Genomic DNA, 18,091 nt, shown 5'->3' with positions numbered 1-18,091 from the left:
CTACTCGATCAGGCTTCGCGCGCTTTTTCGTGATGGCGGATTACTTCGTCGATGATGAAGCGAAGAAATTTCTCGCTGAATTCAGGGTCGAGGTCAGATTCCTCCGACAGTTTCCGAAGACGCGCAATCTGGCGCTTTTCGCGGTCGGGATCTGCAGGTGGCAGCGTGACCTTCGCTTTGTACTCACCCACTGCTTGCGTGATCCTGAAACGCTCGGCCAGCATATGGATGATCGCAGCATCGATATTGTCGATACTCTTGCGGAATATGGCGAGCTGCGGATCGTCAGCGGTCGAGGCGTGCGTTTCATCGGACATCACTTGCGAGGCTAGCAGCAATTCAGCGCTTGCCAAGCGCCTGAGGCTCGACCAAAGCCGCAGCCTATGACCGCAGAAGTCGTCCCCATCCCGCGCAAGCGGCCCACGCTCGATCCGATGCTGGCGCTGACCGCCAGCGGAATGAACTCGGTCAACTCCGTGATTCTCGACCGGATGCAGAGTGAAATTCCGCTGATCCCGCGTCTTGCCGGGCACTTGATCTCGGGTGGCGGCAAACGGCTGCGACCGATGCTGACGCTCGCCGGTGCAGAGCTCGTGGGTTACCAGGGTACACGCCATCACAAGCTCGCGGCGGCTGTAGAGTTCATCCACACGGCTACGCTGCTGCATGACGATGTTGTTGATGGTAGCGAACTGCGCCGCGGGAAAGCGGCGGCCAACATCATCTTCGGGAACCCGGCGACGGTTCTGGTCGGCGACTTCCTGTTCAGCCGCGCGTTCGAGCTGATGACGGAGGACGGTTCGCTGAGGGTGCTCAAGATCCTGAGCAATGCCAGCGCCGTTATTGCCGAAGGCGAGGTTTCGCAGCTTACCGCGCAGCGTCAGATCGAAACCAGCGAAGAGCGTTACCTTCACATTATAGGTGCAAAGACGGCCGCATTGTTCGCAGCGGCGAGCCAGATTAGCGCGGTGGTTGCCGAATGCGGCGAAGAACAGGAACGCGCTCTGGAAGATTACGGACGTAACCTGGGCGTCGCGTTCCAGCTTGTCGACGACGCGATCGATTATGATTCAGACGCGGCAGAGATGGGCAAGGATCAGGGCGACGATTTCCGCGAAGGGAAGATGACGCTTCCTGTCATCCTTGCGCACGCTCGCGGCTCGGATGAAGAGCGCAAGTTCTGGAAGGCGGCGATTTCCGGTCATCGCACCTCGGACGAAGACCTGGCGCACGCGATCGAGCTTATCGAACGGCACAATGCAGTCGAAGATACGCGCGAAAAGGCGCGGCACTTCGCCCAGCGCGCAATCGATGCGATTTCGATTTTCCCGGACAGTTCCGCGCGTGCAGCCATGGCCGAAGCGGCGCAGTTCGCAGTCGCGCGGGGCTATTGAGCGGGGAGCCACCCGCATGTCCGATAGTCTCCCGATAGACGCGGTTCTCGGCGACATTTGCGCCGCGCTTAGCGACAAAGGTGCAGGCGTGCTGATCGCGCCCCCGGGTGCTGGTAAGACAACCGGCGTGGCACCGGCGCTGCTCGATGAAGCGTGGTGCGATGGCCAGATCATCATCACCTCGCCGCGCCGTATTGCCGCCCGCGCCGCTGCGGAGCGCATGGCGGAAGCGCTCGGCGAAAAGCCCGGCGAAACGGTCGGTTACATGACCCGTCTAGACAGCAAAGTGTCGGCAGGCACGCGCATCATCGTCATGACCGAAGCGATCCTCGTCAACCGGCTGGTCGATGATCCCGAGTTGCCGGGCGTATCCGCGCTGCTGTTCGACGAAGCACACGAACGGCACCTCGACAGCGATCTGGGCCTGGCGTTGGCCTTGGAGGCTCGTGAAGTTTTGCGCGATGACCTGCGGGTGCTGGTTATGTCGGCAACGATTGACGGATCGCGTTTCGCTGATCTGATTGGGGGCGATACGCCGGTGATCGAAAGCGAGGGGCGCAGCTTTCCGCTGGAGATCCGCTGGCTCGGAGCCGATGGGACGGCGCCTGTCGAGGACCAGGCCGCGCGCGGGATCATTACCGCTTGGCGGGAAGAGCAGGGCGATATCCTCGCCTTCCTGCCGGGCGTTCGAGAAATCGAAAGGGTGCGCGAGCGGTCGGAGAGCAAGCTCCCCGATACGCCCATTCTTCCGCTGCACGGCCAGGTCGAACCGGCGGCGCAGCGCGCTGCTATCCGCCGAGACTGTGAGGGACGCAGACGTGTGGTGCTGGCGACCGCTATCGCCGAAACTTCTCTGACGCTCGATGGCGTCTCGATTGTGGTCGATGCGGGGCTGGCGCGCTATTCCGAATACGATCGGGCTGCGGGTACGACGCATCTCGTCACCCGCCGCGCAAGCCAGGCGGCGGCGACGCAGCGCGCCGGGCGGGCCGCGCGGCAGGGGCCCGGTATCGCCTACCGCTTGTGGGAGGAGGGCGGACATGGCGGCCGGCCGGAATTTGCTCCCCCCGAGATCGCGATCGCAGACCTTGCTCCGTTGCTGCTGAAATTGGCTCGCTGGGGCAACACCGATCCCGCCGCGCTCGCATGGCTCGATACGCCGCCTGAAGCCTCGATTGCGGCGGCGCGCTCGGACTTGCAAGCGCTTAGCGCGCTCGATGGCGATGGGCGCATAACCGAGTGGGGCGAGGCGATAGGCCGCATGCCTATGTCTCCTGATCAGGCCGCCGCCGTTCTGCAAGGGGCGAGCGCAGGATGTGCGGATGAAGCGGCGCGATTGGTCATGCTGATACAGGAGCGCGGCCTCGGCGGCAGGAGTGAAGACCTCGCACAGCGACTCTCAGGTTGGCGTGGCGAGAGATCGGCTCGGGCAAAGAATGCCGCTCGCATCGCGCAAGGGTGGGCGCGTCTGGCGGCGAAGGAGATGATTGAGAGTACCACTACAGCGCAATCGGCCGCAGAATGCCTTGCGCTTGCGAGGCCCGGCTTCGTCGCAAAACGGCGCGATCCGAAAGGAGAACAGTGGCTGAGCGCCGGCGGACGCGGGTTCCAACTCGACGCTACGTCGCCTCTCGCCGCATCCGAGTGGATAGTGATCGCGGATGCGCAAGGGCGGGCGAAGGGCGCACGGATAACTTCGGGCATCGAAATCCGCCCGGAACGCATCGAAGCATTGTTTGCCAATCAAGTTGAGGAACGATCGACAGCCCTCTGGAATAATACGGAAAACCGGGTGGAATTCCGAAGAGAGAAACGCCTTGGTGCGATCGTCCTCGCCCGCGGACCGGACCCTTCCCCGGATGTGGACCAGGTCGTGGATATCCTTGTGGAAAAAGCATTGGAAAAACTGGGGGAACTTCTCCCGCAAGGCTTTCTGGCGCGTGCCGCGTTCGCAGGTGTCGACACGCTTTCGGAAGCCGGACTGAGTGAGAGCGCGGGTATGTGGCTCGTTCCCTTACTTGCGGGGCGACGCGACCTCGGCCTGCCACCGCAGCGTTATGCCGATGCAGCGTTGAGCCTGCTCGACTGGAACGCGCGACAAGCCTTGGATGAGGCCGCGCCTGTGCATTTTTCGTCGCCTGCCGGAACCCGTCACGCGATCGATTACACTGGTGACGACGCGCCTAGCGTGGAGGTGCGGGTGCAGGCGCTGTTCGGGCTCGACAGTCATCCGTTGATCGGCGCCGGTAAAACAGCCGCGCCGCTCTTGCTCAAGCTTACCAGCCCCGCCGGGCGCCCGATCCAGTCCACCCGCGATTTGCCTGGTTTCTGGCGCGGCAGCTGGGCCGACGTCGCCAAGGATATGAAGGGACGCTACCCCAAGCATCGCTGGCCGGAGCGACCATGGGAAGAAAAGCCGAGCCTGAAGACCAAAAACGCCTTCAATCGCGGTTGAGTTTGGATTATCGGGACGCGGGAACGGTCGCATAGCGACCGCAAGCGCGACTGTGCGCCCGCAGCGACGCGACCGTCAGGTCGCATGAGCGAGGAAACGGAACGAAGATGACCGCACGCATTTACCAGCAGCCGAAAAGCGCGATGCAATCGGGCAAGGCCAAGACCGATACCTGGGTGCTCGAATTCGAGCAGTCCGAGGCGCGCAAGCCCGACCCGCTGATGGGCTGGACCGGTAGCGGCGATACGCAGGCGCAGGTCAAGCTCAGTTTCCCGAGCAAAGATGCGGCCAAGGCGTATGCCGAAAAGTACGGGATATCGGCCCGCGTCCACGCGACGCCGCCAAAATCGCTCAAGATACAGGCCTACGCCGATAATTTTCGGTGATTGATTTTTAGGAGAGCCGACGCCATATCCGCCACCGGGAGTCGGGTGGACGTTTGCGTTCGCTCACCGGGTCAGGTCCGGAAGGAAGCAGCCCAGGTGAATTGCGGCGGGTCGCTCGGCTCCTTTGAATTTCTCCAATCATCGCCATGACAAATGCACGCACAGCGCGTAGCTAATCGTGCATGGTCGATTCACCGGACAATTCGGATTCGCCCCCATGGGAAGGGGATCCTGAGGAAGAGCAGCAGCCGACTGCCGCCGAACTGGAGGCGGCGGGCCAGAATTCCATGTTCGGGGACCCGGATGCGCCTCTGCAGCAGGAAGCGCAGCCCGACACCCCAGCCACAACAGCGGATGAGACGTCCGCGCCTACGCCTCAAACAACCGAGACCACAGAGACGGCACAGCCTTACCGCGTGCTCGCGCGCAAGTATCGCCCCCAGACGTTCTCCGAACTGATCGGGCAGGAACCGATGGTGCGCACGCTGGCCAATGCGATCGAGCGTGACCGGCTGGCACATGCCTTTCTGATGACCGGCGTGAGAGGGGTCGGTAAGACCTCCACGGCGCGGCTTATCGCGAAGGCGCTCAACTGTGTCGGACCCGATGGCGAAGGCGGCCCGACGATCGATCCATGTGGCCAATGCGAGCCCTGCACCGCAATCGCGGAAGGCCGCCATATCGACGTGATCGAGATGGACGCGGCATCGCACACCGGCGTCGACGATGTCCGCGATATCATCGAGCAGGTGCGCTATGCAGCGGTTTCTGCCCGCTACAAGATCTATATCATCGACGAAGTTCACATGCTTTCGCGCAATGCTTTCAATGCCTTGCTCAAGACGCTTGAAGAACCGCCGGCGCACGTAAAATTCCTGTTCGCCACAACCGAGGTAGAAAAGCTTCCAGTGACGGTGCTCAGCCGCACGCAGCGTTTCGACCTGCGGCGTATTCCGTCCGATCTGCTCAGCCAGCACTTTGCGAATGTTTGCAATGCCGAAGGCGTCGAGGCGGAAGAAGAGGCCTTGCGCATCATCGCAGCAGCAGCCGAGGGTTCAGCGCGCGACGGGCTATCCATCCTGGACCAGGCGATTTCGCATGCGGACCTCGATACCGGAGGCAAGGTCACCGCTGAGCGCGTGCGCGACATGCTGGGCCTTGCCGACAAGGGCGCTCAGCGCGCGATCCTGAGCCATCTCCTCGGCGGCGATGCCAAAGCGCTGATCGCGGCGACCGAAGATCAATATGCGCTTGGAGTGGAGCCGCTCGCCCTGATGCGCGCGCTGATGGACCTGGTGCACAGGATCACCGTGGCGCAGGTTTCCGGCGGCGAGCCCGACGCACCGAGCGAGGAAGAGCGTGCCGCGCTCGCTGAGTTTGCGCAGCGGCTGGGGGCGGGGGAACTGCACCGCCTGTGGCAATTACTGCTCAAGGGACATGAGGAAGTGCGGCAGGCACCCGATCCGCTGGTCTCTCTGCAAATGGCGCTGCTGCGGGTGCTCCACGCATCCGGACTTCCCGATCCCGGAAAACTGGCGAAGCGTATCGAAGAACTGGCGAACCGCGCTCCAGCTGGACCGGCAGCAACGGCGGAGACCGGCGGAGGCGAGACCGCGAGCCAACAAGGGCCCGCCTCGGCTCAATCGCTTGATTGGGAAGAACTCGTCGACCGGATCGACAAGGCCGGACAGTTGCGGGTTGCGCAGATGATGCGAGACCGGGTTCGGGTCATCGAGTTAGCACCCGAAAAGCTGGTTTTTGAGCAGGCGGACAGTTTCCCCGATGATCCCTCTCCGGACATGCGCGAAGCGCTGTTCAAGCTGACCGGCAAACGCTGGCTGATTGAGAAGGGCACGGGCGAAGCCTCGCCAAGCCTGCGCGAACAATCCGACGCGAGGGCCGCCGCCGCCCGCGACAAGGTCTTGTCCGATCCATTGGTGAAAGCCACATTGGACGCGTTTCCCGATGCCGAGCTGATCGACGCCGACGACAAGGTGGCCAGCGCCTCCGGCAGCAAATGGAATTGATGGAGTAGTTTCGATGAAATCGATGGAAGAAATGATGCAGGCGGCTCAGAAGGCTGCCGAGAATATCCAGACGCAGATGAACGAGATGCAGGTCAAGCTCGATAATATCGAGGTTGAAGGTGCCTCGGGCGGGGGCCTCGTGAAAGTGCGCGCTACAGCAAAGGGCCGCATCCTTGGCGTGACGATCGACGACAGCCTGATGAAGCCTGAAGAAAAACAGATGGTCGAAGACCTCGTAACCGCCGCCTTCAACGACGCGCGTGACAAGGCCGACCGTGTTTCCGCCGAACAGATGAAGGAAATGCAGGGCGGGATGGGTCTGCCACCGGGCTTCAATCTGCCGGGGATGGGCGGCTGAAGCCGGTTCTTTGCCGGGCATTGGTTCCACAGCTTCATCGCAGCTAGAGTTGCGGCCAAAGGTGCCGCTTCCCATATTCTCGCAAACGGCGCGCCCCAATGGCGGCCTTGGGCCTTAGCATATGACTCAGAACTTTCCTCTTCTTCCCTTGCGCGACATCGTCGTGTTTCCCGGCATGGTCGTGCCGCTTTTCGTGGGACGCGACAAATCGGTTGCGGCGCTCGAGGCAGCCATGGAGGCGAGCAAGGACATCTTCCTGCTCGCGCAGCTCGACCCCGGATGCGACGATCCTGAGGGCGATGACCTGTACGATGTCGGCGTCGTGGCGCAGGTGCTCCAGATGCTCAAACTGCCCGACGGCACCGTGCGGGTCATGGTCGAGGGCACGCACCGCGCAAAGCTGGCCGATCTGCGCTCAGAGGATGGCTATATCCTTGCCTCGGTCGAGATGCTTGAGCCGGAAACGGTTGCCGGCAACGAAGTGACCGCGTTGATGCGGCAGGTTTCCGAACAGTTCGGTGAATATTCCAAGCTAAACAAGAAGCTCGGTGATGATACCAATGTCGAGCTGGGCGAGGTGGATGATGCCGGTCAGCTCGGCGACATGATCGCGGCGGCCATCAATGCAAAGGTGTCTGACAAGCAATCGCTCCTGACCGAGGCGAACCCGCTTAAGCGGCTGGAGCTCGTCATGGCCTTCATGGAAGGAGAGCTCTCGGTTCTTCAGGTGGAGCGCAAAATCCGTGGCCGCGTGAAGCGGCAGATGGAGAAGACGCAGCGCGAATACTACCTCAATGAGCAGCTCAAGGCGATCCAGAGCGAGCTTGGCGGCGGCGATGGCGAAGAGGGCGATGAGATCGCCGAACTCACCGCGCAGATCGAGAAAACCAAGCTTTCAAAAGAAGCAAAGGCGAAGGCCACCGCCGAGCTGAAAAAGCTCAAGGGCATGCAACCGATGAGCGCGGAGGCGACCGTCGTCCGCAACTATCTCGACGTGCTGCTCGGCCTGCCGTGGGGCAAGAAATCGAAGCTGAAAAAGGATATCGCCAAAGCGCAGGAAGTGCTCGACGCCGATCATTATGGCCTTGAAAAGGTCAAGGACCGGATCATCGAATATCTCGCAGTCCAGGCCCGCACGAACAAGCTGAAGGGTCCGATCCTGTGCCTTGTCGGGCCTCCCGGCGTGGGCAAGACCTCGCTCGGCAAATCGATCGCGAAGGCGACGGGCCGCGAATTCGTGCGGCAATCGCTCGGCGGAGTCCGCGACGAAGCGGAAATCCGCGGTCACCGTCGCACCTATATCGGCTCGATGCCGGGCAAGATTGTCAACAACCTCAAGAAAGCAGGGACGAGCAATCCGCTGTTCCTGCTCGACGAGATCGACAAGCTGGGCCAGGATTTCCGCGGCGACCCGGCTTCGGCGCTGCTCGAAGTGCTTGATCCCGAGCAGAACGACAAATTCCAGGATCACTATCTCGAGCTCGATCTGAACCTGTCGGATATCATGTTCGTCACCACGGCGAACAGTCTCGACCTGCCGCAGCCGCTCCTCGATCGCATGGAGATCATCCGGCTCGAAGGATATACCGAAGACGAGAAGGTCGAGATCGCCAAGCGACACCTCATCGACAAGCAGGTCGAACAGCACGGCCTGAAGGAAGAGGAATTCGAGCTGACCGAGGACGCCCTGCGCGACCTCATTCGGTACTACACTCGCGAATCCGGCGTTCGAACGCTTGAACGTGAAATCGCGCGGCTGGCGCGCAAGAGCCTGCGCAAGATCCTCGAAAAAGAGCTGGAGACCGTGCGGATCACGCCGGAAAACCTCGGTGACTTTGCAGGCGTGCGCAAATTCAAGCACGGCGTCGGCGAAGAGGAAGCACAGGTCGGTGCGGTGACCGGGCTCGCATGGACTTCGGTCGGGGGCGAACTGCTCACCATCGAAAGCGTGACGACGCCGGGCAAAGGCGAGATCAAGACGACCGGCAAGCTGGGCGAGGTTATGAATGAGAGTATCTCCGCAGCCTTCAGCTTCGTGAAGGCGCGCGCGCCCGCTTACGGCATCAAGCCGTCGCTCTTCCAACGCAAGAACGTGCACATCCACCTGCCCGAAGGGGCGGTGCCCAAGGATGGGCCGAGCGCTGGCATCGGGATGGTGACCTCCATAGTCTCGACGCTTTCAGGCGTTCCGGTTCGCCCCGACATAGCGATGACGGGCGAGGTGACTTTGCGCGGCCGCGTCCTAGCGATCGGCGGGCTCAAGGAAAAGCTACTCGCTGCGTTGCGCGGCGGGATCAAGACCGTCCTGATTCCCGAAGAGAATGTGAAGGATCTCGCGGAAATTCCGCAGAACGCGAAGGACGGTCTGGAGATCATCCCTGTCGATCACGTCGATGCCGTGCTTGAGCATGCCCTTACCGACATGCCGACGCCGATCGAGTGGACCGATGCCGATGACCTTGCGTCTCAGCCAAGCGGACAATCGGGCGGAGCGGCTGGCGGCTCCGACGTGCCTACCGCGCATTGATGCTTTTTGCGGCCTGGGCGAGGAGCACATCTCCGCCTGGGCTGCCGATTGCAAAGCGGCTGTCCTAAAATACCCAGCTTGGCGCATGGCTCCGCGCGGCGATGACGCTCGGTTCGTCGCAAATGCTTACCAATTGCCTAAAAACGGCGCTTTTCCGCGTTATTTGCCTTTGACAGACCCCCGAAAAAGGGCTCAACCTACGCGCTTTCGGAGAAGCGATTCACCGGAACCACATAACAAATATGCTCTAGAAAAATTTGAGGGGGTTCTCAGAATGAACAAAAATGATCTGATCAGTGCAGTTGCCGAATCTAGCGGACTTTCGAAGAATGATGCAGCAGGCGCCGTCGAAGGCGTTTTCGATGCCATTACGAAGTCGCTGTCGAACGGTGACGAAGTGCGACTGGTCGGATTCGGAACCTTTTCCGTGGCGCGCCGCAAGGCATCGACCGGGCGCAACCCGCGCACAGGTGAACCGATGACGATCAAGGCATCGAACCAGCCGAAATTCAAAGCAGGCAAGGGCCTGAAGGACGCAGTCAACTAAGGCTGCGATCGGTTGAATACCTGTCGGCGCAGGGTGGAACGCCGACCAAAAAGAACCCCGCCGTGCATCGCGCCCGGCGGGGTTCTTTTGTGCGAACTTGGATTTGCGTCTCGCGTCAGTTTCCGCGCACGGCAATCAAGGCGGTAGGAACATCGGTGCTGCGCTGTGACACTTCCCAGCTGAGCATTTTCCCGGTCGCGGTCTCGCTCGCGCCTTCATCCGTGTTGTTGGCGCGAATTTCCATGTCGCCCTGTGTCAGGATCGTAAACGTCCCTTCGAGCTCGGGAATATCGGCGAGGGCCTTGTCACTGTCTTTGCCTTCGCCGAGCGCAGCCATTCCGGCAAGGCTGGCAAGCCCGCCCATACCGCCCATCATGGCGCTCATCGGGTTGTCCCCGTTCTGCGCAGCGAAGCCCGGTGCATTGATGCGCACTATCCGATCATCGCGAATGATCATCTGAACGAAGGGGTTCGTGGTGGGAACATCCTCAATCACAGGGAAGAGGAAGTCGTGTGTAAGTTTCCCGCTCACGCGGTAGCTCACATCGAACACGCCATTGCCCTTGTCTTCGACGCGGTCCCAGCCTTCGTGACGAAGCAGCAACTGAGCGAGTTCCGCGGTCGCCTCCGGATCGGTTGGGTCGATCCCGCCAGTGACAGCGGCCATCTGCGCGGCTTGTTCCTTGGCCTTGGTCTCGCGTGCTTCTGCACCGGCATCCCATTCTGCGCGTTGCTCCGCCAGTTCGGCCTCGGTGCACTCGCGAGTTTCGAAAGTGTCGTCGTCATAGCAATCGGATGGCTCGAACTCGTCGGAAGCAGCGCCCATCTGCGCCAGACTGGACAGGCCGAGGAAGAATATCTCGCCCTCATAGGTGAAGCTGAAGCTTTCATCCTCGCTGATCGCGAGTTCGGATGTGAACTTGCCCGGAGTGATAAAGCACCCTGTCAGGAGTAATGAGAACGCGGCGAGCAAGCCTGCCGCGCGGGTCCGTGTGGATGTGTTTCTGATCATGATCCCCGTTATCCCCCCATAAACTTACGATCTGGTTGCCGCCGCATATAACGATATCGCCGCCGCGTTGGAAACGTTGAGACTTTCGATCGCAGAAGAAATCGGAAGGCGGGCGAGGGCATCGCAGTGCTGAGTGATGTTGTGGCGCATCCCTTCGCCTTCGGCTCCGAGCACGATGGCGACCGGCCCGCTTGGGAGTGCCTCGGCGAGCGTCTCCTCGGCCTCTCCCGCCATCCCGATCCGCCAATATCCAGCTTCCGCAAGCTCTTCCAGAGCGCGCGCGAGATTGACGACGCGGATCCATGGGACAGTCTCCAAAGCCCCGGAGGCGGATTTCGCGAGCACGCCGCCTTCGGGAGGGGCATGCCGGTCCTGCGTGACGATGCAGGCCGCATCGAACGCCGCAGCGGAACGCAGGATCGCGCCGACATTGTGCGGATCGGTCACCTGGTCGAGCACGACCACGGGACGGGCGGGATCGCCCTTGGCAACATCGTCGAGAAATAGGCCGTCGAGTGGTTCGCACTCAAGCACCAGCCCCTGATGTGGGGCATCTTTGGCGACCAGCCGCGCGAGGTCGGCGACGTCGGCATATTCCACCGGGAAATCGGGAGGAAGCTCGCCGTCGAGGCTGTCGATCCCGTCCCGCGTGGCCCACAATTTGCGGTGCTGGCGATCCGGGTTCTTGAGCGCCGCCTCAACCGGATGACGGCCCCACAGCCGCACATGTCCCGACGAAGCGCGGCCGGATCCGCGTCCGCCCTTCATCCGTCCTGCGCGGCCTCTCAATGCGCGTTTGCGATCACCCTTGGCCATGCTGTCTCCGTTCTGCGTGTTCTTTCGTCTGCCCCCTGCCAGCCGCCCCATTGACAGGCAAGCGTCGCTTCGCCAAAGGGGCGCCTCTCGGCAGCGCTCCGGTCCTATCGGACGGGGCACGAATCCCGGCAACGCAGCGATCTAATCCTGCAAGGCATGGTGTGGACAGGTGGCCGAGTGGTTAAAGGCAGCAGACTGTAAATCTGCCCGCGCAAGCGTACGCTGGTTCGAATCCAGCCCTGTCCACCATTTGCCCTTAGCTTCCGATTTTGATGGATAGGATACCGCACTCGCTCTTGCGAGCGCGAGGGCAGAGGATTATTGCCCGCATCCCCAAGATAAAAAGGTCACGCAGAACGTGCAGCTCACTCACCGCCCCGTCATCTCCGCAACCGGCCTATTCACGCCAGAAGCCTCCATCTCGAATGAAGAGCTTGTCGCAAGCTTCAACGAGTATGTCGAGCGCTACAATTCGCAGCATGCCGATGCGATCGAAGCGGGCGATATCGACGCGCTGCAACCCTCTTCGGTCGAATTCATCGAGAAAGCGAGCGGCATCAAATCGCGTCACGTCATGGCGAAAGAGCCTGTGCTCGATCCCGAAATCATGAGCCCCCGATGGGACGAACGCTCTAACGACCAGCTGTCGATCATGGCGGAAATCGGTGTCATCGCTGCGCGTCAGGCCTTGGAGCGCGCTGGTCGCGATGCGAAGGACGTGGACGCTGTGCTCTGCGCGGCTTCCAATATGCAGCGGGCCTATCCCGCGATGGCGATCGAGATTCAGCAGGCTCTCGGCATTGATGGTTTCGGGTTCGACATGAACGTCGCTTGCTCGTCTGCGACCTTCGGTATCCAGACCGCCGCAGATTACGTGCGCGCCGGTAACGCGAAAAGCGTGCTGGTGGTGAGCCCGGAAATCACCTCAGGTCACCTCAATTGGCGCGACCGCGATAGCCACTTCATCTTTGGCGATGTGGCGACGGCAGTGCTGGTCGAAGACGCCGCAATCGCGCCGGCGCAGCACTGGGACATCCTCAGCACCAAGCTGAAGACCGTCTTCTCGAACAACATCCGCAACAATTTCGGCTTCCTTAATCGGGCACATCCTGACACCGCGGGAAATGCCGACAAGCTCTTCGTTCAGGAGGGGCGCAAGGTGTTCAAGGAAGTCGTCCCCATGGTCGCGCAGATGATCATCGACGAGGCGGAGAAGCTGCAGATGGACCCGGCGACCTTGCGGCGGCTATGGCTGCATCAGGCGAATGCCGGGATGAACCGGCTGATTGCGCAGCGCGTTCTCGGGCATGAGGCGGATGATGATGAAAGTCCAACGGTGCTCGACACCTACGGCAACACTTCAAGCGCCGGATCCATCATTGCGTTTCATTCCAACAACGACGATCTGAAAGATGGGGATACCGGCCTGATCTGCAGTTTCGGAGCGGGCTACTCTGCCGGGACCGTTTTTGTGCGGAAGGTCGCCTGATTGGCGACCTTTTCTAGGCGGCGGAGCAAGGCGGAAGGCTAACCAACCTACTCGATTCCCAACGGGTTGGCAGCACATAATCCGAAAACTCGGGCCCACTTTGCTTGCGAGCGCGGGCCGGCCTGACTATCTGGCACGGCATGGCAGGTGAAATTCTCGATAATCAGGGGCGCGGCGATGCTGGCTGGAGCTGGCCGCCGATTCACCCCGAAGGCCGTAAATATGGCATAATCGCCGTGGCAATCAGCCTGGTCCCGCTCTTGATCCTCGACTGGGAGATCATCGGCTGGCCGTTGCTACTGCTTTCAGCGGGTGTATTTGCCTTTTTCAGGGATCCCGAGCGCGTGGTGCCGCAGGCGGACAACGCCATTGTTGCGCCGGCGGACGGGATCGTTTCGCTCATTACCACGGTTGAGCCGCCGCCCGAGCTTCGGATCGATGATGGTTCGGGTCATACGGGGCTTCCCGATGGGCCGGTCACCCGTATCTCGATCTTCATGAGTGTGTTCGACGTCCATATCAATCGCTCCCCGATTGCCGGGACGATCCGCAGGCTGGTCTACATTCCCGGAAAATTCGTCAACGCCGACCTTGATAAGGCCAGCGAGGAAAACGAGCGGCAGCACATCCTTGTCGAGCGCAATGACGGTATGCAGATCGGCTTCACCCAGATCGCAGGTCTCGTGGCGCGCCGGATCGTGCCTTCGGTAAAACCGGGCGACACCGTCGCAAAGGGGCAGCGCGTGGGGCTTATCCGCTTCGGCAGCCGCGTCGATGTGTACCTTCCCGCGGGCACGGATCCGAAGGTCCTCCTTGGCCAGCGCTGCATTGCCGGCGAGACGATTCTTGCCGAGATGGGCACGCAAGGGCTGCTCGAGGGTATTTCGCAGTGATCCGCTTTGCCGAGCTTGCGATTTGAAAAGACCATCTCCCAAGGGTTCTGTCCGACCATCCGGTGCCCGGCTTGGTCCGAAAGCGGCTGAGGATGACGATGCCGAGAGTATCGGCGACGCGCGCCCGCTTAGCCTGCGCGCCATGTTGCCGAACGCGATCACCGCGGCAGCTTTGTGCTCGGGGCTTACCGGCATCCGGTTTGCAGTCGAAGGGCAATGGTCCTTCGCCATCCTCGCGGTAATCCTCGCCGGGGTGCTTGACGGGCTGGATGGCCGGATCGCCCGGCTACTCAATGCGCAATCACGGTTTGGCGCCGAGCTTGACAGCCTTGCGGATTCGCTCTCCTTCGGAATGGCGCCCGCGCTCATTCTCTACATGTGGTCCCTGCAGGAGCTGGACCGGTTCGGCTGGTTCGCGGCGCTTGCCTTCGCGATCTGCTGCGCACTCCGACTGGCGCGGTTCAACGCTCAGATCGACGTGGATGAGCAGCCGCACAAATCTGCCGGGTTTCTCACCGGAGTTCCCGCACCTGTCGGGGCAGGGCTGGCATTCGCTCCGTTCTATATCTGGCAGGAAACCGGCATCGAGCTCTTCCGCGATCCGGTCATCCTGTCGATCTGGATCAGCCTGATGGCGGTGCTGCTCATTTCCAACATGGCGACGCTGAGCTGGGCGGCCATCCGTCCGCGCCGCGGCATCAGGCTATGGCTAATCGCGTTCATGACGCTGGCCTTTGCCGCCTTGCTGCTGGAACCGTGGTGGTCACTGACGGCAATCAGCGCCGGTTATCTCGCGCTGATGCCTTACGCCTTGATCAAGTATGGCAGGATCAAGCGGCGCCGCGCAGCCGAGCGGGCAATGATGCGCGGCGGGGAAGGCGTGTCGCAAACGGACGCGTAGCCGCTGACGAACCTCTTGGTGCAGCAGGACGAAGCCTGACCACCCGGGCCTCCACCTGCGGAACGAAGCCGGCCTTCACCAGATCGCTCTGCCGCTTGAGCAAGGCATAGGCGCTGCTCGCGCGCAGCCAGAAATCGACCAGGGCAAGCGCGGTCGCAATCGTGACCACCGATATCAGGACGGAAAGCGTTGCTGCGATCATGGTCAATTCCTTCGTTCGATCTTTGTTCCGCATCACTTGTTCTATAAGTGTTCTCCCCAGTCAAGCCATTTTGTTCCGCTTGTGTTCCGGATCGTCCGATTGCACTAGATTTTGTGCGAAAGCCCCGCTATTGGCCCCGCCATCGCCGGATCGGAGCATCCGAATCGGCGAAATTCACATGGAAGGCGCACATACCGGTGCCGCACGCGGGATCTCCGCCAGCGGTTCCATGCTTTCCAGAGGAACAACCGGAAAGGAATTACCTATGGCGGGCACCACCGTCACCATGCAGCAATTGATCGAGGCCGGCGCACATTTCGGCCACCAGACCCACCGCTGGAACCCGCGGATGAAGCCGTATATCTTCGGCAACCGCAACGGTGTTCACATCATCGACCTGTCGCAGACCGTGCCGCTGTTCGCGCGCGCTCTCGATTTCGTCGAGCAGACTGTCCGTTCGGGCGGCAAGGTCCTGTTCGTCGGCACCAAGCGCCAGGCGCAGGAACCCATCGCCGAAGCAGCCCGCGCATCGGGCCAGCACTTCGTCAACCACCGTTGGCTCGGCGGCATGCTCACCAACTGGAAGACCATCAGCGGTTCGATCAAGCGTCTCAAGACCCTTGAAGAGCAGCTTTCGGGCGACACCAGCGGCTTCACCAAGAAAGAAGTCCTGCAGCTTACGCGTGAGCGCGACAAGCTCGAACTGTCGCTCGGCGGCATCCGCGACATGGGCGGCATTCCGGACGTGATGTTCGTGATCGACGCCAACAAGGAAGACCTCGCCATCAAGGAAGCCGCTGTGCTCGGAATTCCGGTGATCGCGGTGCTCGATACCAATGTCGATCCGACCGGTATCGCTTTCCCCGTTCCGGGCAATGACGATGCGAGCCGCGCTGTGCGCCTCTATTGTCAGGCCATCAGCGATGCAGCCAATGCCGGTAAGGGCGGGGCGCAAGCGGATTCGGGCGAAGACATCGGCGCAATGGCGGAGCCGCCTGCTGAAGCAGCTGCCGAAGCCTAAGCTTTATCTTTAGCGACGCGCTTCAAATGCGTGTCACAATTCAAAACTACCGCGCCGGGCGACCGTAACGGGCCCCGGCGCCCAAACCCCCGAAGGAATTCAATAATGGCTGATTTCACCGTCGCCGATGTGAAGACCCTGCGCGAAAAGACCGGCGCGGGCATGATGGACGCCAAGAAGGCGCTGACCGAAGCGGGCGGCGACATCGAAGCTGCTGTCGATGCACTGCGCGCCAAGGGCCTCGCCACCGCTCAGAAAAAGTCCAGCCGTACCGCTGCCGAAGGTCTCGTCGGCGTTGCTGTCCAAGGCACCAAGGGCGTTTCCGTAGAAGTCAATTCGGAAACCGATTTCGTCGCCAAGAACGAGCAGTTCCAGGATTTCGTTCGCAAGACGACCGAAGTCGCGCTGACCCTCGACAATGACGATGTCGAAGCGCTCAAGGCGGCGAGCTACCCCGATGGCGGCACCGTCGCCGACAAGCTCACGGACAATGTCGCGACCATCGGCGAAAACCAGCAGATCCGCCGCATGCGCATCGTGTCGGTCGAACAAGGTGCGGTCGTGCCATACGTGCACAACGCAGCGGCTGACGGCCTCGGCAAGATCGGCGTGATCGTTGCTCTCGAAGGCGACGCCAGCGATGATGTTCTCGCGACGCTCGGTAAGGATATCGCCCAGCACGCTGCGGCGATGTTCCCGCAGGCGCTCAACGCTGACGGGCTCGATGCGGACGTAATCGCGCGCGAACGTGCCATTGCACAGGAAAAGGCAGCCGAAAGCGGTAAGCCTGAAAACGTGCAGGAAAAGATGGTCGAAGGCGCCGTCAAGAAATACGCCAAGGAAAACGCGCTCCTTAGCCAGATCTTCGTGAAAGACGGCAAGGCGACCGTCGAAGAATACGTTGCCCGCACCGCAAACGAAGCCGGCGCGTCGATCAAGCTGGTCGATTATGTCCGCTTCCAGCTCGGCGAAGGCATCGAGAAGGAAGAAAGCGACTTCGCAGCGGAGGTTGCGGCTGCCGTCGGCGGCTGATTGGCAAGCGTGAATCCCCGCATCGGCGTGGAACTCGCTTCATCTGGATGAGGTCCCGCCTTCGAGGGGACTCGCGAACCGAGAATGACGGCCGCCGCAGCATCAGTGCTGCAGCGGCCGAATTTCGATCAGCCAGATTTCCGGCCGGGTGAACAGACGGATCGGAAGCAGGCTGGTGCCGATCCCTCCACTCGTCACCAGTATCTTACCGTGCTGCTCGGTTACCCCGCAGGCGTACAGATCGCCATATTCGGACATCGTTGCAGGCGCACCTCCCCATGGATAGGCGATCTGTCCGCAATGGGTGTGCCCGGCGAGCACGAGACCGATATCGACCGGAACTTGAGGGAAGATGTCAGGCGAATGGGTGAGAGCAAGCTTTACGCCGGTAAGCGGTCGCAAAGCGTCGAAGGTCGCGTCGAGGTCGTCCCGCCCGGTAAAGGCATCATCGACACCGCCGACCGCGAGAGGCCCGAATTGGGCGGCTTCGTTGGCGAGAATTGTGATTTGCGGATGGCGCGCGATCTGCGCTGAGAGGGCTGGCCAATCAAACCAGTGATCGTGATTACCTGGGACGATCACAACCCCGTGCGTGGCTCTCAATCTGCCGAGTGGGGCGATCACCTCCCCGGCGGAGTAGACATTCGTTGCCGTGCGCTTCTCGCTGACTAGATCACCAGCGATAGCGACGAGATCGGGCTGCAACGCGTTTACCTGCTTGACGATGCGCGCGAGCCGGGATGGCGGCATGTCCGGCCCTGCCACATGGATATCGGCAAGCAGTGCGACAGTAACCGGCTGCGATCCGGCGCGCAGGGCGTCACTTTCGATCGAAACACGCTGGACAACCGGATCGCGCATCGTGTCGAACAAAGCTTTCGCACCGATGACGAACGCGATCAGAAGCGCAGCGACTATCAGTCTGCGGATCATGCCGAACCATTGCGAGCGATTTTCCTACTCCTCCTGCGCGCTTTAAGAAATGGGCATGATCATTCAGCCTGCGTTACACCCTGCTTTACATGCGCGAT

17 protein-coding genes, 1 tRNA gene and 1 other RNA gene are annotated in these 18,091 nt (G+C 61.3%); 14 read left to right on the top strand and 5 right to left on the bottom strand.

Translation table 11 applies throughout. The features are described 5' to 3' along the window. Window positions 1-8: 8 nt before the first annotated feature. Window positions 9-317 carry a chorismate mutase gene (locus IB285_RS08055; protein ID WP_190787690.1) on the bottom strand — a complete coding sequence of 103 codons (309 nt, stop codon included), beginning with the start codon at window positions 315-317 and terminating at the stop codon, window positions 9-11. 66 nt (window positions 318-383) lie between these two features. Here IB285_RS08055 and IB285_RS08050 point away from each other — a divergent pair, with 66 nt between their 5' ends. The 8 genes from IB285_RS08050 to IB285_RS08015 all read left to right on the top strand — a co-directional run bounded on the left by IB285_RS08050 (window position 384) and on the right by IB285_RS08015 (window position 9,694). Next, on the top strand, window positions 384-1,394 hold the full coding sequence (locus IB285_RS08050; protein ID WP_190787689.1) for a polyprenyl synthetase family protein: 1,011 nt from the start codon (window positions 384-386) through the stop codon (window positions 1,392-1,394). Between the two features lie 16 nt (window positions 1,395-1,410). Continuing rightward, window positions 1,411-3,849, top strand: coding sequence for an ATP-dependent helicase HrpB (hrpB, locus tag IB285_RS08045; RefSeq protein WP_190787688.1), 2,439 nt, complete (start codon window positions 1,411-1,413; stop codon window positions 3,847-3,849). Window positions 3,850-3,956: 107 nt separating this feature from the next. Next, entirely contained in the window at window positions 3,957-4,235 is a 279-nt protein-coding gene (locus IB285_RS08040; protein ID WP_190787687.1) for an ETC complex I subunit, read from the top strand. A gap of 34 nt (window positions 4,236-4,269) precedes the next feature. Further along, window positions 4,270-4,364, top strand: an RNA gene (gene ffs, locus IB285_RS08035) — signal recognition particle sRNA small type. Window positions 4,365-4,417: 53 nt separating this feature from the next. Beyond that, entirely contained in the window at window positions 4,418-6,262 is a 1,845-nt protein-coding gene (locus IB285_RS08030) for a DNA polymerase III subunit gamma/tau (protein ID WP_190787686.1), read from the top strand. Window positions 6,263-6,275: 13 nt separating this feature from the next. Next, on the top strand, window positions 6,276-6,620 hold the full coding sequence (locus tag IB285_RS08025; protein WP_190787685.1) for a YbaB/EbfC family nucleoid-associated protein: 345 nt from the start codon (window positions 6,276-6,278) through the stop codon (window positions 6,618-6,620). Between the two features lie 121 nt (window positions 6,621-6,741). Continuing rightward, complete coding sequence (lon, locus tag IB285_RS08020) at window positions 6,742-9,147, top strand: endopeptidase La (RefSeq protein WP_190787684.1); 2,406 nt, start codon at window positions 6,742-6,744, stop codon at window positions 9,145-9,147. Between the two features lie 274 nt (window positions 9,148-9,421). After that, a complete protein-coding gene (locus tag IB285_RS08015) occupies window positions 9,422-9,694 on the top strand; it encodes an HU family DNA-binding protein (protein ID WP_190789036.1) in 273 nt (90 codons plus the stop codon). A 115-nt stretch (window positions 9,695-9,809) separates the two neighbouring features. Here IB285_RS08015 and IB285_RS08010 read toward each other — a convergent pair whose 3' ends face one another. Together IB285_RS08010 and rlmB are read right to left on the bottom strand one after the other, a co-directional pair. Continuing rightward, on the bottom strand, window positions 9,810-10,706 hold the full coding sequence (locus tag IB285_RS08010) for a hypothetical protein (RefSeq protein WP_190787683.1): 897 nt from the start codon (window positions 10,704-10,706) through the stop codon (window positions 9,810-9,812). A gap of 24 nt (window positions 10,707-10,730) precedes the next feature. Continuing rightward, on the bottom strand, window positions 10,731-11,522 hold the full coding sequence (rlmB, locus tag IB285_RS08005; RefSeq protein WP_190787682.1) for a 23S rRNA (guanosine(2251)-2'-O)-methyltransferase RlmB: 792 nt from the start codon (window positions 11,520-11,522) through the stop codon (window positions 10,731-10,733). 163 nt (window positions 11,523-11,685) lie between these two features. On the opposite strand from rlmB, the gene IB285_RS08000 reads away from it, so the two are divergent. The 4 genes from IB285_RS08000 (at window position 11,686) to IB285_RS07985 (ending at window position 14,805) form a co-directional block, all read left to right on the top strand. Beyond that, window positions 11,686-11,771 (top strand) — tRNA-Tyr (locus IB285_RS08000). A 109-nt stretch (window positions 11,772-11,880) separates the two neighbouring features. Next, complete coding sequence (locus IB285_RS07995) at window positions 11,881-13,011, top strand: beta-ketoacyl-ACP synthase III (RefSeq protein ID WP_190787681.1); 1,131 nt, start codon at window positions 11,881-11,883, stop codon at window positions 13,009-13,011. Between the two features lie 140 nt (window positions 13,012-13,151). Continuing rightward, a complete protein-coding gene (locus tag IB285_RS07990; RefSeq protein WP_190787680.1) occupies window positions 13,152-13,904 on the top strand; it encodes a phosphatidylserine decarboxylase in 753 nt (250 codons plus the stop codon). A 142-nt stretch (window positions 13,905-14,046) separates the two neighbouring features. Next, window positions 14,047-14,805, top strand: a complete 759-nt coding sequence (locus IB285_RS07985; protein ID WP_190789035.1) for a CDP-alcohol phosphatidyltransferase family protein — start codon at window positions 14,047-14,049, stop codon at window positions 14,803-14,805. Here the strand turns inward: IB285_RS07985 and IB285_RS07980 are convergent. After that, window positions 14,735-15,007 (bottom strand): hypothetical protein, encoded by a 273-nt coding sequence (locus tag IB285_RS07980; RefSeq protein ID WP_190787679.1) that lies wholly within the window; start codon window positions 15,005-15,007, stop codon window positions 14,735-14,737. The two genes, IB285_RS07985 and IB285_RS07980, sit on opposite strands and share 71 nt — an antisense overlap. Window positions 15,008-15,272: 265 nt before the next feature. On the opposite strand from IB285_RS07980, the gene rpsB reads away from it, so the two are divergent. Together rpsB and tsf are read left to right on the top strand one after the other, a co-directional pair. Beyond that, window positions 15,273-16,028, top strand: coding sequence for a 30S ribosomal protein S2 (gene rpsB, locus IB285_RS07975; protein ID WP_190787678.1), 756 nt, complete (start codon window positions 15,273-15,275; stop codon window positions 16,026-16,028). 105 nt (window positions 16,029-16,133) lie between these two features. Next, window positions 16,134-17,060 (top strand): translation elongation factor Ts, encoded by a 927-nt coding sequence (gene tsf / locus IB285_RS07970; RefSeq protein ID WP_190787677.1) that lies wholly within the window; start codon window positions 16,134-16,136, stop codon window positions 17,058-17,060. A 102-nt stretch (window positions 17,061-17,162) separates the two neighbouring features. On the opposite strand, the gene IB285_RS07965 is transcribed toward tsf, so the two are convergent. Beyond that, on the bottom strand, window positions 17,163-17,993 hold the full coding sequence (locus IB285_RS07965; protein ID WP_190787676.1) for a metallophosphoesterase: 831 nt from the start codon (window positions 17,991-17,993) through the stop codon (window positions 17,163-17,165). Window positions 17,994-18,091: the final 98 nt, after the last annotated feature.

The sequence above is a fragment of the Erythrobacter rubeus genome (assembly GCF_014705715.1).
GTDB lineage: Bacteria > Pseudomonadota > Alphaproteobacteria > Sphingomonadales > Sphingomonadaceae > Erythrobacter > Erythrobacter rubeus.
Note: the sequence above shows the minus strand (reverse complement) of the source record. Positions and strands in the feature narration are given on the sequence as shown.